General features: G+C 43.5%; 12 protein-coding genes and 1 other RNA gene. 7 read left to right on the plus strand and 6 right to left on the minus strand.

Annotation, left to right across the window (positions count from 1 at the left end):
* Positions 1-115: 115 nt before the first annotated feature.
* On the plus strand, positions 116-1,291 hold the full coding sequence (locus RTS09_RS00695) for a DEAD/DEAH box helicase (RefSeq protein ID WP_312533299.1): 1,176 nt from the start codon (positions 116-118) through the stop codon (positions 1,289-1,291).
* 82 nt (positions 1,292-1,373) lie between these two features.
* Here RTS09_RS00695 and RTS09_RS00700 read toward each other — a convergent pair whose 3' ends face one another.
* Together RTS09_RS00700 and ssrA are read right to left on the minus strand one after the other, a co-directional pair.
* On the minus strand, positions 1,374-1,712 hold the full coding sequence (locus tag RTS09_RS00700) for a septal ring lytic transglycosylase RlpA family protein (RefSeq protein ID WP_188874337.1): 339 nt from the start codon (positions 1,710-1,712) through the stop codon (positions 1,374-1,376).
* 340 nt (positions 1,713-2,052) lie between these two features.
* Positions 2,053-2,413: a transfer-messenger RNA gene (gene ssrA, locus RTS09_RS00705) on the minus strand.
* A gap of 279 nt (positions 2,414-2,692) precedes the next feature.
* Between ssrA and RTS09_RS00710 the strand changes: the two genes are divergently transcribed.
* Positions 2,693-3,490 (plus strand): hypothetical protein, encoded by a 798-nt coding sequence (locus RTS09_RS00710; protein WP_312533302.1) that lies wholly within the window; start codon positions 2,693-2,695, stop codon positions 3,488-3,490.
* Positions 3,491-3,536: 46 nt separating this feature from the next.
* Here RTS09_RS00710 and RTS09_RS00715 read toward each other — a convergent pair whose 3' ends face one another.
* From RTS09_RS00715 to ilvA, 3 genes are all read right to left on the minus strand, one after another.
* Positions 3,537-4,286: a YebC/PmpR family DNA-binding transcriptional regulator gene (locus RTS09_RS00715; RefSeq protein WP_060994896.1), complete on the minus strand. Its 750-nt coding sequence runs from the start codon at positions 4,284-4,286 to the stop codon at positions 3,537-3,539.
* A 145-nt stretch (positions 4,287-4,431) separates the two neighbouring features.
* Positions 4,432-5,775: an ABC1 kinase family protein gene (locus RTS09_RS00720; protein ID WP_312533305.1), complete on the minus strand. Its 1,344-nt coding sequence runs from the start codon at positions 5,773-5,775 to the stop codon at positions 4,432-4,434.
* A 212-nt stretch (positions 5,776-5,987) separates the two neighbouring features.
* On the minus strand, positions 5,988-7,538 hold the full coding sequence (ilvA, locus tag RTS09_RS00725) for a threonine ammonia-lyase, biosynthetic (protein WP_282840926.1): 1,551 nt from the start codon (positions 7,536-7,538) through the stop codon (positions 5,988-5,990).
* A gap of 224 nt (positions 7,539-7,762) precedes the next feature.
* Between ilvA and rpiA the strand changes: the two genes are divergently transcribed.
* Entirely contained in the window at positions 7,763-8,452 is a 690-nt protein-coding gene (rpiA, locus tag RTS09_RS00730) for a ribose-5-phosphate isomerase RpiA (RefSeq protein WP_312533310.1), read from the plus strand.
* Positions 8,453-8,600: 148 nt separating this feature from the next.
* Here the strand turns inward: rpiA and phbB are convergent, their stop codons facing one another.
* The gene (phbB, locus tag RTS09_RS00735; protein ID WP_312533312.1) at positions 8,601-9,374 is read right to left on the minus strand and encodes an acetoacetyl-CoA reductase; all 774 of its coding nucleotides are present in this window, start codon (positions 9,372-9,374) and stop codon (positions 8,601-8,603) included.
* 571 nt (positions 9,375-9,945) lie between these two features.
* On the opposite strand from phbB, the gene glnE reads away from it, so the two are divergent.
* The 4 genes from glnE (at position 9,946) to RTS09_RS00755 (ending at position 15,594) form a co-directional block, all read left to right on the plus strand.
* Positions 9,946-12,768 (plus strand): bifunctional [glutamate--ammonia ligase]-adenylyl-L-tyrosine phosphorylase/[glutamate--ammonia-ligase] adenylyltransferase, encoded by a 2,823-nt coding sequence (glnE, locus tag RTS09_RS00740; protein WP_312533314.1) that lies wholly within the window; start codon positions 9,946-9,948, stop codon positions 12,766-12,768.
* A gap of 79 nt (positions 12,769-12,847) precedes the next feature.
* Entirely contained in the window at positions 12,848-13,792 is a 945-nt protein-coding gene (locus tag RTS09_RS00745; protein WP_007116868.1) for a branched-chain amino acid transaminase, read from the plus strand.
* Between the two features lie 94 nt (positions 13,793-13,886).
* A complete protein-coding gene (locus tag RTS09_RS00750; protein WP_036604325.1) occupies positions 13,887-14,714 on the plus strand; it encodes a hypothetical protein in 828 nt (275 codons plus the stop codon).
* 10 nt (positions 14,715-14,724) lie between these two features.
* Entirely contained in the window at positions 14,725-15,594 is an 870-nt protein-coding gene (locus tag RTS09_RS00755; protein WP_312533322.1) for a glycosyltransferase, read from the plus strand.
* The last annotated feature ends 1 nt before the right edge of the window (position 15,595 follow it).

Genomic DNA, 15,595 nt, shown 5'->3' on the forward strand with positions numbered 1-15,595 from the left:
AAAAGGGGTTGAAGTGTTATTTTTGACCTTTTTGCAAACCAAGTTGATTCAATTAACTTGGTTTTTGTTGTTTCTCATAGCCAATGATTGATTGGTCAAAATAGGTTAACTCTCTGTGTTTCAAACTTTCTCACAATTACCCCTTCATCCAGCGCTCAAACAAGCGATTGACCAACTAGGCTATCAAACGCTGACCCCTATCCAAGCGCAGATATTGCCCAATACACTCGCTGGGCAAGACGCCATTGGGCAGGCGCAAACAGGTACAGGTAAGACAGCAACGTTTTTACTCACCATCATCAATGAATTGCTGAATAATCCTCTAAACCCTGAGGTTGATGGCGATCGTTTTTTGGGTGAAACCCGTGCGCTGGTGCTCGCGCCGACTCGAGAACTGGCTCAACAAATTTATCAAGATTGCCTTGAGCTCACCAAGTTTACCAAACTGCATACTGTTTGTTTGCTCGGTGGCACAGACTATGACACGCAGTCAAAGCAGCTGCATCAAAAGTTTGTCGATATCATCATCGCCACCCCAGGTCGTTTGATTGATTTTTGCTTTCAGCACCATGTGTATCTCGATCGTCTTGAAATTTTGGTATTAGATGAAGCGGATAGAATGCTGGATATGGGGTTTATACCTGATATCAAACGGTTGATTCGTATGATGCCTGCCAATACGCATCGGCAAACCCTGCTTTTCTCCGCTACCTTTAACCAAGATGTGATGAATTTAGCTTATCGCTGGTTATATCAACCGATTTTTGTAGAGATTGCGCCCGAGCAAAAAACCAGTCAAAACATCGAGCAGCTATTTTTCACCTTGATGGAATCGGATAAGCTGGCGGCGTTACAGCAAATTATTGAAAAAATTTCTCCCAAGAAAATGATTGTCTTTGCCAATCGTAAAGACCAAGTCAAACGCCTGTATGACAAACTTAATCGTCAGTATAAAGTAGTGATATTGTCAGGGGATGTCATACAGGCCAAACGCGAGAAGTATTTGGCACAATTTCGTCAAGGCGATGCCAATATTTTAGTGGCTACGGATGTCGCAGGGCGAGGTATTCATGTGGATGATGTGGCTTGTGTGGTCAATTATACGCTGCCAGACAGTCCTGATGATTACGTTCATCGTATCGGTCGCACCGGTAGGGCAGGCAATAAAGGCATGAGTATTAGCTTTATCAGTGAAAACGACGGGTTTAACTTGCCGGCTATCGAGCAATACTTGGATGAAAGTATCAAAATGCAGCAATGGTCGAATGATACGCGTTTTTTAGAGGATTAAATTTTTTAAGTGATAAAACATGAAGGGCGCTATCAATCAATAGCGCCCTTTTTTACGGTAAAATACATTAATAAAAATAACGCTATAATCTAACGATATCGACTTTAGCAAGGCCGTTTGAAAGATTAGCAATTCTGCTAAAAGCACCTTTTGACAAATCTAGCGTACGGCCATATTTGCCAAATCCCCCTGTGTCAGTCACGCGTACCACTACACTTTTGCCGTTGGCTTTGTTGGTAACTTTGAGCCGGCTACCTAATTTGTGCACATTGCTGGCGGCAGTCAGTGCATGTTGATTAAATTTCTCGCCAGATGCCGTGGTGCGACCATGATGCTTGCCACCATACCATGAAACAACATCAGCATTGGCTTGCTGGGTGGCTAAAGTAGTAACAATCAAACTGGCAATGATATATTTCATCGGATGTTCCTTTTATCAATTAAAGCGGTCAATAATCTGACTGCTTAAAGGTATCAAGGGGCATTTCCCGTGATTTACATAGTAAAAACAAAGTAATATTGTTTAATATCACTTAAGCGGTGTGTATTCTAATTACAAAGTTATGTTATTGCAAAGATTTTATTGTAAACAAAATCTTCAATATGGGATGTATTTTGCTAAATATATAAATTATGTAACTATATTAGCTAGTTTTTCTAACCTGTTGATTTTGTGTAAAAATGATATCTTAAGTAGCTAATCGGATATAAAAAATGCAAAAAAAAGAGAATGCAAGTTATTGCATTCTCTTTTTTATATATGGTGGAGATGGCGGGAGTTGAACCCGCGTCCGCCAGCACTACGCCCATGACTCTACATGTTTAGATTCTGTCTATGGCTTTAATGGTTGGCGAACCGACAGTCAGGATGCCAACCACGAGCCTCTTAAGTTTTGCTCAAATTGGCGAGACAACAATTTAAGCTATCCATCGTGCGTTCGCTTCAAGGAGAGCAACCAGACCAATGGCAATCTGTGCCGTCCCAAGCAGCCCTTAGGCTGCTAGAGCGTAAGTTTCGTCGTTTGCGACTAGTTTAAAATGTATATTTTATTTACGAGTGGACATACTCACTCGACATGCATCATTGAGTTTCATTACCAGCGTCGAAGCCAGAACATCCCCAAATGAACTGTTAATTATATAAGGTTAGTAGCTTAAAATACAAGGCTAAACGTCATAATAGTCAGATAAATTACTAAAAACACACACAGACCCCAAAACCGTTCAGATTATTGTCATGTATTTGACGTATTGAGCTGATAAGCTGAGGGGTTAAAGTAAGTAAAATTTTTTTGATATATTTTAGTCAAAGAAATAATAGGCTGGGTAAATTAAAATAGGTAAGTTAGACTGAGTCATTGAATAAGCTAATCAGGTAATTAATGAATGGCAGGTAGCTGAATGGCAAGTAGCAAAAAAAATTCGCCAAGCATCATGCGGATGTCACAAAATCAGCTCAAACGCCAGCGTGAATGGGTGTATTTGGCGCATTTTTTAGCCATGCTGCATTTACATCCTGCCAAAACCATCTCAGGTACGGATGATGGTAATGAGCCAGATTTTACCTGTATTTTTTATTGTGACAAAGGTGAATATGCAATTGGCATCGAATTGACCACGTTGCCAAGACTACGCGATAGACTCGGTAATGACAATTTAATGCTAAAACGTTGGTACTGGCAGTCGCTGCTACAGGTGTCAACCAAATTGACACCAACGCGGTTTAATGGTAAAGGTGAGATAGTAGGTGTCAAAGCTAATTGGGCCAATCGGGTCGATTGGCAAAAAATTGATAACCGTAAAATTCTGAATTTATCCCGGCAGTTTATTGAGCAATCGAGTGATTTGCCACATCATACGCTCAGTAGTAAATTACAAAACGGTATTGCCAAAACCATGCGTTGGTTACCCAGTGCGTTTTTTACCGATATGGCAGATGAAAACGAAGATTTACCGATTGATTCCTACATCAATCAAAGTGATATTGATGCGGTGATGAGCAAAAAAGCGCATAAAGTCCAAGCGTACCGCAAAAAAAGGGTGTTGGATGAAATCTGGTTATTGATTCATACCAATGAACAGCAAGAAAAGGGCTTATTAACTTTTGACACAAGTGAAGTATTGCATCACGGTAGTGAGTTTTATCGAGTGTTTTTAACCTTATATCCCACCACGACACTGCTACAAATTGCTCAATAAAAAAGGCTAAATCTACATTTAGCCTTTTTATGCTGAAAAATTTCATTTAATCATCGAGTTGTTCCATGACATCATCAGTAAAGTTGACGTTGGTATAGACTTCTTGTACATCGTCCAAATCTTCTAGCATATCAATCATTTTCATGATTTTTTTAGCATCTTCGACATCAGTGACATCCGCCATGGTGGAAGGGGACATGGTTACTTCTGCGTTGTCGGATTTTAAACCGGCTTTTTCTAAGGCGTCCATGACGTCACCGAAGTTCTCTGGCTCAGTGACCACGGTGATACTATCACCGTTATTTTCAATATCGGTTGCCCCTGCTTCAAGCGCGACTTCCATGATGGTGTCTTCTAGCGACACATCATCAAAGGTAATTTCACCGCGTTTGCTAAACATATAAGCCACTGAGCCTGATGTACCCAAGTTGCCACCATTTTTGCTAAAAGCATGACGCACTTCGCCAACGGTACGGTTGAGGTTATCCGTCATGGTCTCGACAATCACCGCAACACCGCCCAAGCCATAGCCTTCATAGGTGATTTCTTGCATGTTGTCATTGTCACCGCCGCCTGCACCACGTTCAATCGCCCGTTTTACAGTGTCTTTGGTCATATTAACTGAGTTGGCTTTTTCCACCGCCGCACGCAAACGTGGGTTACTTGCTGGGTCTGGGTCGCCTTGTTTGGCAGCGGAGACCAGCTCGCGAATGATTTTGGTAAATACTTTACCTTTTGCCGCATCTTGTTTGGCTTTACGGTGTTTGATGTTTGCCCACTTGGAATGTCCGGCCATGAGTGTATCCTTTATCTAACTATCTAACGTAACAATCTGGTTTTCAAAATTTTGCGTGCGCTATTATAAACGAGCAACCCCGATTTTTGATAGGGGGTTGCGCCTATGTTATCGCAGGAAATGTTATTGAAAGTTAAAATCAAACCTAAGGGCGAGACGAATCATCAGGTCGTGGCAATGTCGGCAAATCAATGTAGCGGTGTATCAACTCACTTAAATCAATTTTTACTTTTAAATTGACCAAGTTCCAATACTGTCCAGAAATGGTTCTATCAAGCATCATGGTAAGTGGGGCAGGTTGAAAGCTTTGCCAGTATTTAAGCGACTCTTTTGCTTTGGCAATTGCTTGAAAATGGGTCTGGCTGGTGGCAAAGTCGTAAGGCGCGTGTTTGGATAAATCAAACAATTGCGTAAAACCATACGGGGTCAAACCAATCTGCAACCAATCGTTATAAAAGTCCGTGGGCAGTGGCGCATCATTGTCTTTTTTGATGCCAATGCTGACCAAATCTTGCTCAAGCGCTGTCACATCACCGCTTAGGCAGTGGATGGCAAAGCGTTTGAATAACGCAACTTCGTCATGGCTGTAAGATTTGATACCACCAAAGTCATAGGCAATGACCGAGCCATCAGGGCGAAACGCAAAGTTACCGGGATGGGGGTCACAATGCAGACGATACAGTTTGAACAATTGACCGGCACTAAAATCAAATAGGCGAGTGGCGATTTTTTGCTTGATGTCATTGTCCCAAGTGGCAGCCACTTCAAGCTTTTCACCCAGTTCTTGTGATAGGGTTAAAATCCGTTTGGTCGAATGGCTATGAAAAACTTTGGGGATAATCAGCCCATCATCCTCACTGTGAAAACTGCCAAAAATTGCTAAGTTATGGGCTTCTTTGCTGTAGTCAAGCTCGTCATACAGGCTATCACGGATTTCTGCAAAGATTTTATCTTGCAAGGTTTTATCCATATTGAGCACGCCAGTTATCTTAAGCGCCAAGCGAACGTGTTTTAAGTCACTATCGATACTGGTATCAACGTCGGGGTATTGCACTTTGACTACGACTGCTTCACCGGTTGGCAACACCGCTTTATGGACTTGACCGATAGAGGCTGCCGCAAAGGGTGATTGATCAAACTGGGCAAACAACGCCTCAATCGGTTGCCCCAATTCTTTTTCCACCTGCTGTTTGATGACGGCAAACGGCATGGGCGGCGCGTCTTTTTGTAATTTCTCCAGCGCTTTTGAGACTTCAGGCGGGAACACATCTTTATACTGCGAGGCAATTTGACCCACTTTCATCACCGCGCCTTTCATTTCGCCTAAGGTGTCGGCGATTTGCAGCCCTACGGTTTGCAGCATTTCGCTACGGGCTGTGAGTTTATCTTCTTCAGAGCCTGCAAAAGACTTAATAGAATTTTTGGCTGCTTTCCCTGCGATACTGGCAGTCATACCGGCAAGTTTTAAAAAACGTTTTTTTGATGACATAGTGGTTGTCTTATAGCAGAATTTTTTAATTAATTTATCAGTGAAACTATCAGGTAAATTATCAAGTTTTAAGTATTGAGATTAGCAGAAAATGGCTATTTTTGCTATGTACCGTGCTGAAATTTAGCGAATTTTGTGCATAGCTTGGCATAAAAAACTTGGCACAAAAAAAGGCGCCACGATGACACCTTTTTTATCCAAACCGTTAAAAACTATTGTAAAAATAAGCGATAGCCTAAGTTATCGGTGAGGTTTTCGCACTCATAGCCAATGTCTTGTAGTTTGGCAAGTAATTGCTCGGCGGTTTGCTCACCCATTTGAATGCCTGCTAAGATACGCCCTTCAGCCGCCCCATGATTGCGATAATGGAATAAAGAAATGTTAAACTGTGAGCCCAATTTTTCAAGGAAGTTAAGCAATGCGCCAGGACGCTCGGGAAATTCGATGCGAAATAATTGCTCGTCTTTTAATCCCGCGTGTCCGCCGATTAAATAGCGAATATGGGTCTTGGCAACTTCATCATCGGTCAAATCAATCGCGGCATCATCGGCTTCATTGAGTAACTGGTGGATTGCTTTGCGCTCTTTTTCCCCTTCTTTGAGGGCGATACCGACAAAAATATTGGCAGCGTGATGGGCGTAGTTGGGGTTGGTGTTGATGCGGTAGTTAAATTCGGTGATGTTGCGACCTTTAAGTGAGCGGCAAAAATCCAAAAAGGCGCCTGTGCGCTCAGGAATGGTCACCCCAAAAATCGCTTCTTTTTTCTCACCAATTTCGGTACGTTCAGCGATATAGCGTAACCGGTCAAAATTCATGTTGGCACCACATAAAATCGCCACACAGTTCTTGCCCTGTAGATTATGATCTTCGATGTATTTTTTCATACCCGCGACTGCCAACGCGCCTGCAGGCTCGACGATGGTGCGGGTTTCATCATACACGTCTTTAATTGCCGCACACACTTCATCATTGCTACAAGTGACCACATCAGGCTCGACCACGGGACCTGAGTTATCGCTTTTTGGCATACGGCAGACGTCAAACGGTATTTCACCCAGCTGCGCGACTGCCACCCCATCGACAAACAACCCCACTTGGGGCAGACGTTTGCGTTCGTTAGTGGCTAAAGCAATTTTTAAACAGGCTGCTTCTTCTGGCTCGACCGCCACGACTTTGACATGCGGTGCGACTTCCCCCAAAAACGCCGCGACACCTGAAATTAAGCCACCGCCACCAACCGCAACAAACACATATTCCATTTTACGCCATTGTTGTACTAGCTCCATGGCAATGGTACCTTGACCTGCGATGACCAGTTCATCGTCATACGGCGGGATAAAGGTCAAGCCATCGGTTTGGGCGCGTTCAATCGCATAGCGGTTAGATTCATCAAAACTATCGCCATATAGCACCACATTACCGCCCAAGGACTTGACGGCACTGACTTTGATATCGGGGGTGGTGGTTGGCATCACGATAATGTTATTGAGTCCCAAGCGGCTAGCCGAGAAGGCGACGCCTTGCGCATGGTTGCCGGCAGAGGCACAAATCACGCCTTTGGCTTTGTCTACTTCGCTCAACTGGCTAATTCGATTGTAGGCGCCCCGCAGCTTGAAAGAAAACACTGGCTGAAAATCTTCACGTTTAAAACGAATATCGTTGTTAAACCGTTCACTGAGTTTTTTGGCGGGTTCAAGCGGCGTTTGAATAGCAGCATCATACACGGTCGCTTGAAGGATAAGGCGTACCCAATCTGATAACATAATAATGACCTAAGTTTGAAAAATACGTTTGAAGATTTATTTTTACCCTCTGTGTGCTTTCATAACCGAAACAAAGCAAATCGTTAGAGAAGTAAAAAATAAGTGATTAGATTAGGACTTTAGGGTTTAGCTTGCAAGTGCTTTTACGGTAAAATAAGTTGGGTAATTGATAGCATTAAGTTTTCTATCTGTTTTTTTGATAAATTCCTAACAAGGCTGGGACTATGAGTACGATGAATGCAAGCACGCAACAACAACAAAAACAAGCCGTGGCAGCAGACGCGTTAAAATATATCGAATCAGGCATGATTTTGGGCGTGGGGACGGGCAGTACCGTCAACTGCCTCATTGAGTTATTGCCAAAAGTTAACCTAAAGGGCGCTGTGGCAAGCTCAAAAGTCACCGAAGATAAGCTTAAAGCGCTTGGTATTGAGGTGATGGATTTAAACTTCACCGGTGAGTTAGACTTATATATTGATGGTGCCGATGAAGTAAACGAACACTTACAGCTAGTCAAAGGCGGTGGCGGCGCTTTAACCCGTGAAAAAATTGTTGCCGCCGCATCTAAGCAGTTTATTTGCATGGTGGATGAAAGCAAATGGGTGCAGCAATTAGGCGTTGGCTTTCCACTACCGATTGAAGTATTGCCGCAAGCGCGCTCGTATGTGGCGCGTGAGTTAGTACAGCTTGGCGGTGAGCCGGTCTACCGTGAAGGATTTGTCACCGATTATGGCAATTTGATTTTGGATGTTTATGGCTTGGATATCGGCTTGGACATTGAGCAGGTAGCAGCGTTTGAAGCAAGGTTAAACAACATCGTTGGGGTGGTGTGTAATGGGTTATTTAGCGCACAGCGCGCTGATATCTTGCTGATGGCAACGGCAGATGGCGTGAAAAAATTAACAGCCAAGTAAGTCACCAGTAAGTTAACGGCTGTCAGCAATGTTGTCACACAATAAAAAAGACCAAGTCACGATGGCTGGTCTTTTTTAATTTATAACCGATTTAGTTCATAGCCCATTTAGTTTATAACTGATGATAGCAAGCTTAATCGCAGGCTCATTAGTGCATATACTGACCGCCATTTACGTTGATGGTCTCACCTGTAATATAAGCAGCGCCATCGCTGACCAAATACACCACGGCAGCGGCAATCTCTTCAGGTTGGGCGATACGACCCATTGGGATACCTGCTTTGATGCTTTCCATTACTTTTTCCGGCACCGCCATCACCATTTTAGTACCCGTATAACCCGGTGCAACCACGTTAACGGTCACCCCAGATTTAGCGCCTTCTTGTGCCAACGCTTTACTAAAGCCGATGATACCCGCCTTGGTGGCTGAGTAGTTGGTTTGCCCAAACTGACCTTTTAAGCCATTAATTGAGCTAATACTCACAATACGCCCAGATTTTTGCTCAAGCATTTTGTTAAACACAGGTTGGGTGACCGTGAATAGTGATTTTAAGTTGGTATCAATCACCTCTGACCATTGCTCATAAGTCATTTTTTTGAAAGTCGTATCACGGGTGATACCTGCGTTATTTACCAACACATCAATGTGACCTGCTTTATCAATTGCATCAAGGATGGCTTTGGTGGCTGCTTCATGGTCGGTGAGATTGGTTTCAACAAAGGTGAAATCGCTGGCATTCATGCCTTCTTCTTTTAACCAAGCTTCGCCGCGGTTGACCGTGCTATCCGCTTTAGGGGTGTAGGTTGCGATGATGTGATAGCCAGCTTGGATTAGCGCATGACAAATAGCCGTGCCAATACCACCTAGCGCACCTGTTACCAGGGCAATTTTTTTATTTGCAGTTGAGTTGTCCGTTGTCATCACAGTACGCTCCTTGTTTGTTGTGATTGTTGGTTGTGATAAAAAAATCAATGATTACGATAGTTTATAAAATAAATGTGTTGGTTTTTCTTACATTCACATGCGGCTAGAAAATCAGTCACACGCGATTGAATCAGGGTCACAAAAAATCTATAGACCGAATATTCACATAAATTTGTTGACTTTTACTTCCTTGTTTTTTTCATCATATATGAAAATTTGATAACTACCAATATTTTTTACGTTTTTATTTTTATTACAAACATTTTGCTACGCGCAAACGAGTATTTATAGGTTTGTGTGCTAAAAAAATTTGCAAGAATAGCGGTTTGTGCTAGGCTATAAGGATAACTTTGAGCAATGTAAGGTTGAGCAAAATACCCTGTATCAACCGCACTTAATCAAGGCTAATTGCTGAATTTCTTGCTTGATGGTACAAACTTGATTGTACAAGATTGATTGTATCGATACGCAAGCGTGAATGCTTAGTACTTATATATACCACTATATACCACGATGAGGTGGGTCTGTTTATTTAGTCTGTTTATTTATTTGTCACACGGAAATTAGAATGCCGCAACTCTTACCGACGATAGAACAAATCGCTGTATTACAGCAAGCTAGTAATTTTGGCTATCAGTATTGGCAGACTAAAACAAACGTTGCACAAAGCTTTTTAAAAAGCTATCCGCTTTCCCAAACGCTCGATGTCCAGCATATCAAAGATTTAATACGCGATTATACGCTAGATGAAGATTACCAATTGGCGGATGAAGCAAGCGTGATGCGAGGGCTGCGTCATCTACGCAATTTGTTGATGGTGCGCTGGATTTGGCAAGATGCCTTAAATCTGATTAGCCTAGAGCAGCTGACATGGGAGCTATCAAAATTTGCTGATTATTGTCTCATCTTTGCCAAAGACTATGTGTATCAAGATTTAATCAGTCGCTATGGCGAGCCGTATTTTTTTGATGAAAAAAATAAACCACACAAGGATGATTTAGCCATCATCGCCATGGGTAAAATGGGGGCAGAAGAGCTCAACTTATCAAGCGATATCGATTTGATTTTTGTTCATCAGGGGCAAGGTGACACGGTGGTTGACCCGTTAAAACAACCAGCGTCAAAAGCTGCTAAATCCATCGACAACAAGAAATTTTTTACCAAATGGGGTCAAGGCATCATCAATCTGCTTGATAAAAACACCCAAGACGGTTTTGTATTTCGCATTGATATGCGCCTACGTCCTTGGGGGGATGGCAGTGACTTGGCAATTCATTTATCGGCACTGGAAAAATATTTCGCCCAACATGGACGAGCGTGGGAGCGATTTGCTTGGCTAAAAGCCAGAATCGTCAACCCTGTCACCTTTAGCGATAGCTTAAAAGCCCTTATCAAGCCGTTTGTATTTCGTTATTATGTCGATTATAGTGCCTTTGCCGCCCTACGTGAGATGAAATCGCTGATTCAAAACCAAGTCGAACAACGTCAAGATACGGACAATGTCAAGCTTGGGGCAGGTGGTATCCGTGATATTGAGTTTATCGTGCAGTCGTTTCAGTTGATTTATGGCGGGCGTGTCAGTGATATCAAAGTAAAAAACTGCCTACAAGCGATGAGCCAATTAGAAAAACATGGCTTTATCGATGCTGTGACCCATGAGCAATTGGCACAAGCCTATCGTTTTTTACGCAGATTGGAGCATGGTATCCAAGCCATCAATGATGAACAAACCCAGCGACTACCACAAGACGCCATGCAGCGACATCAGCTGGCCCAAGTATTGGGGTTTGCCGATTGGGCGGCATTGGTAGCCAAACTCAATGAATACCGCCAAACGGTAAAAATACCTTTTGACGAGCTAGTCAGTGATCGCCAACAGTCTGATGAACAACTGCAAGTGGATCATCAGCACAATTTATCTGAGCTGGAGCAAAAATTAAGCGCTGAGAATAAAGATAAATTAAGCCAGTTTTGGCAAAGTAAGCTCATCACAGGACTCAGTGAAGAAGCCAAGACTCGCCTAAATGATGCCTATCCGATTCTAATCAATGGGTTGTTACATTCTGATTTAAGCGAAGATGCAATCAACCTGGCGTTACCTAGAATGTTGACATTGCTAGAGGCGGTAAGTCGTCGGTCAATTTATTTGGTCATGTTTGCCGAAAACCCAACGGCAGCCGCCAAATTGATTCCCATGTTGGCAGCGAGCCCTTGGATTGCGAGCGAATTGGTAAGTTATCCCGTGCTGCTAGATTCATTTATCCGTGAAAAATACCGTCATTTACCTGATAAGGCAGAACTTAGTGACATTCTGCGTCAGCAGTTGTTACGGGTAGAGCCTAATGATGAAGAAGGGCTACTCAACGCCTTTCGTTTTTTCAAAAAAACCCAAGTCTTGGCAGTGGCGGCGAGTGATGTGTTGGCGGATAGACCGTTGATGAAAGTCTCTGATTCACTCACCTTTATCGCTGAAGTGGTGCTTGAAAAAGCGTTGCAACGGGTATTTGGTGAATTGGTAAAAAAGCATGGCTATCCTGTCAATGCCCAAGCCGAGCCTGTGAGTGAGGCGCATAATGGCTTTGCGATTATCGGTTATGGTAAGCTTGGCGGGCTTGAGATGAGTTATAGCTCAGATCTTGATCTTGTGTTTATTCATGATATTGATGAAGAAGCGATGACGCTCGGTGAAAAACCCATCAGCGGTATGAAGTTTGCCGCCCGCCTTGCCCAAAAACTGATGAATTATTTGACCACCCAAACGCGCGATGGTCGTGTCTATGAGATTGACATGCGCCTGCGCCCCTCGGGTCAAGCGGGTATGATGGTGGTATCTACCCATGCGTTTGAACTTTACCAAATGCACAAAGCTTGGGCGTGGGAACACCAAGCGTTGGTTCGCGCACGTGCCATTTGCGGGGATAACCGGGTGATGACGCGATTTGACCAAATTCGTAAAGAAGTATTGTGTCTGCCGCGTGATAAAGACAGTGTCCGTATCGAAGTATCCACCATGCGGCATAAGATGCAAGACCATTTGGGCAGCAAACCGCACACCAAGCAGCAAGGATTATTCCATCTGAAACAAGATGCAGGCGGATTGGTTGATATTGAGTTTATTGCCCAGTTTGCTGTCTTGGCGTATGCCAATAGTTATCCTGCGTTGGCGGTTTGGAGTGACAATGTGCGTATCTTTGAAGCGCTCGCCAACACAGGTATTATCGAAACCGAAATATGCCAACAGCTAACGCACGCTTATCTTCGTATCCGCAGTATGACACATCAGTTGGCTTTGGCAGAGCAGCCGATACTGGTGGATGAAGCCCAGTGGCATGAGCTGCGTAATTTTGTTGATGAACAATGGCATCGCTTGATTGGACAGCGCCCAGAATAGATGTAACACCAATTTTTATTTCAAACAAATTATTTAAACAAATCACTTTTTATTTCAAACTAAACACTAGGAGTAATCAATGGCAACAATTCCCAGCATGGCAGACCGTGATGGTTTTATTTGGATGGATGGCAACATGGTAGACTGGCGTGATGCCAAAATCCACGTATTAACCCATACACTGCACTACGGGATGGGCGTATTTGAGGGGGTTCGAGCCTACAAAACCCATGATGGACGCACGGCGATTTTTCGTCTAGAAGACCATACCCAGCGCCTGCTAAATTCAGCTAAAATTTTCCAGCTTGCTGTACCCTATTCGTATGAAGAAGTATTACAAGCACAAAAAGCCGTGGTACGTGAAAATAACCTTGAATCGGCATACCTTCGCCCATTGATTTGGGTCGGTTCTGAAAAATTGGGCATCGCTGCCAAAGATAATAGCATTCACACCATCGTTGCCGCTTGGGTTTGGGGTGCTTATCTGGGTGAAGAAGGCATGGCAAAAGGTATCCGTGTAAAAACCTCAAGTTTTACCCATCACCATCCAAACGTCACCATGTGTAAAGCCAAAGCCGTCAGCAACTACCCAGTATCTATCATGTCAAACCAAGAAGTCACCCGTCATGGCTATGATGAAGCGGTATTGATGGATACCCAAGGCTATGTTTGTCAAGGCTCAGGGGAAAACTTATTTTTGGTCAAAGATGGTGAACTGCATACCCCAGATTTGTCAGGTGGGGCATTGGACGGCATTACCCGTCGCACGGTGATACAGTTTGCACAGGACTTGGGCATCAAAGTGCATGAGCGTAGAATTACCCGTGATGAATTTTATATTGCGGATGAAATCTTTATGACAGGTACTGCTGCCGAGATTACCCCAATTCGTGAATATGATGACCACGTCATTGGCTGCGGCGCGCGTGGTGAAATCACCGAAAAACTGCAAAGTCTATTTTTTGACGTGGTACAAGGCAAAAATGATAAATACGCGCATTGGCTTAGCTACGTGGATGAATAATCGGTAAAATTGTAGATAAGTGAAAATAAAAGGATAGTTATGTTAAAATGACTATCCTTATTTTTTGAAAAATTATCGGTACTTTGGAAGTGATATGACAACATCGAGTGCAACCACCCCGCTTAAGCAAATTATTTGTATCAAATGGGGCACCAAATATGGCGCAGATTACGTTAATAAACTCTATGGGATGGTAAGCCGTAATATCACCCCACCGTTTCGCTTTGTTTGCTTTACCGACAATACCGATGGCATCCGTCCTGAAGTAGAATGTCAGGATTTGCCGCCCAGCGATATTGTGATGCCTACCAATACCCTTGGTAAATGGCCTAAGTCACGGCTTTGGAATGCACAGCTTGGCAATGTCACAGGAACGGTATTGTTTTTAGATCTTGATGTGGTCGTAGTGGGTAGCCTTGATGATTTTTTTAGTTTTGGTGATGACGATCAGACAGTTTTATCTTATAACCCAAGTAACCCCTTAGAGAAGCTAGGTCAAACCTCGTGTTTTCGCTTTAAAGTCGGTAGTTTAGTTAGTTTGCTAGAAAAATTCCGTGCCGATCCACAAGGCGTGGCGGATAAATATCGCTTTGAGCAGCGTTTTGTCACGCGCAATGCCCCAGGTGGGGTTAAACTTTTTCCTAAAGAGTGGGTGGTGCATTTTCGCCGCAAATGCCGGCAGCCATTTCCGCTAAATTATTTTATTCCGCCAAAACTGCCTCATGATGCACGCATTATTATTTTCCCTGGGGATTTGTATCCGCAAAATGCGATTGCAGGGCAATACAACAAAAATTCTGCCGATAACGCTAAAGAACATTTAGGGCAGTTATTCACTGCTGAAAAAATCAAAAAACCGATTTCGCATTTACGCCATTTTATTTTGCCGACTGATTGGGTGGCAACGCATTGGCGAGAATAGAGGATAAACTATGGCGAACTTAGACCAACCTATCAAAATCTTTATCGGCTGTGATCCTAATAACAGCGACCTTGAGCAGATGATGGTGCTAGATTATAGCTTGCACAAACATACAAGCGAGCCTGTCGAGATTATCTGGATGCAGTTAAGCCGTGACCCAAGCAGCGTATGGTATTCCAATCCGCAAACAGGCGAGGGCTGGCATACCGAAAAATGGGCGACCCCGTTTTCGGGTTTTCGTTGGGCAATCCCTGAATATTGTGGCTTTAGCGGACGGGCAATTTATATGGATGCCGATATGGTGGTGTTGGACGATATCGCTAAATTGTGGCAGCATCCGATATCCGATGAGGCGATTCTTGCGGCTAAAGGCGATGGCGATTTGATGCGACTGTGCACCTGCGTATGGGATTGCCAAAAAGCCAAGGATTATCTTGAGCCTATAGTCCAGCTACAAGCCGATCCTGAGAGCCATAGCAAAATGATGGCAAAATTTAAAGCCAATCCGCAACTCATACAGCTATACCAAGACAGCTTTAATTGTGTGGATGGCGAAGATTTAGCGATTGAGGATATTCGGATTTTGCATTATTCGGACATGGGAACGCAGTTTAGCCATAAATATTCCTTACCGCGCTTACAAGCCGAGGGCAAAACGCATTGGTTCGATGGGCAGATTTTGCCGCACCCTCGTCAAGATTTGGTTGAGCTTTTCGATACCTATTATCAAGAGGCGATACAAGCGGGCTATAGTATTGAAAACTATCGCACTACGCCGTTTGGCGAATTTCCAAAAAGAACTTACAAGAAAGGTTACAAGGGTAATGCGGTGACTCGTCCCGCGAAAAAACCTTCTTTATTGAGTCGTTGGTTTAAATAGT

Source organism: Moraxella sp. CTOTU47618 (assembly GCF_032017425.1).
In the GTDB taxonomy this organism is placed as follows: Bacteria; Pseudomonadota; Gammaproteobacteria; order Pseudomonadales; family Moraxellaceae; genus Faucicola; species Faucicola tetraodonis.

Bases quoted from the DNA above. Each gene is read 5' to 3' on its own strand.
- RTS09_RS00755 (WP_312533322.1), top strand. From the start codon at position 14,725: ATGGCGAACTTAGACCAACCTATCAAAATCTTTATCGGCTGTGATCCT.
- glnE (WP_312533314.1), top strand. From the start codon at position 9,946: ATGCCGCAACTCTTACCGACGATAGAACAAATCGCTGTATTACAGCAA.
- ilvA (WP_282840926.1), bottom strand. From the start codon at position 7,538: ATGTTATCAGATTGGGTACGCCTTATCCTTCAAGCGACCGTGTATGAT.
- rpiA (WP_312533310.1), top strand. From the start codon at position 7,763: ATGAGTACGATGAATGCAAGCACGCAACAACAACAAAAACAAGCCGTG.
- RTS09_RS00700 (WP_188874337.1), bottom strand. From the start codon at position 1,712: ATGAAATATATCATTGCCAGTTTGATTGTTACTACTTTAGCCACCCAG.
- RTS09_RS00745 (WP_007116868.1), top strand. From the start codon at position 12,848: ATGGCAACAATTCCCAGCATGGCAGACCGTGATGGTTTTATTTGGATG.
- RTS09_RS00710 (WP_312533302.1), top strand. From the start codon at position 2,693: ATGGCAAGTAGCAAAAAAAATTCGCCAAGCATCATGCGGATGTCACAA.
- phbB (WP_312533312.1), bottom strand. From the start codon at position 9,374: ATGACAACGGACAACTCAACTGCAAATAAAAAAATTGCCCTGGTAACA.
- RTS09_RS00715 (WP_060994896.1), bottom strand. From the start codon at position 4,286: ATGGCCGGACATTCCAAGTGGGCAAACATCAAACACCGTAAAGCCAAA.
- RTS09_RS00720 (WP_312533305.1), bottom strand. From the start codon at position 5,775: ATGTCATCAAAAAAACGTTTTTTAAAACTTGCCGGTATGACTGCCAGT.
- RTS09_RS00750 (WP_036604325.1), top strand. From the start codon at position 13,887: ATGACAACATCGAGTGCAACCACCCCGCTTAAGCAAATTATTTGTATC.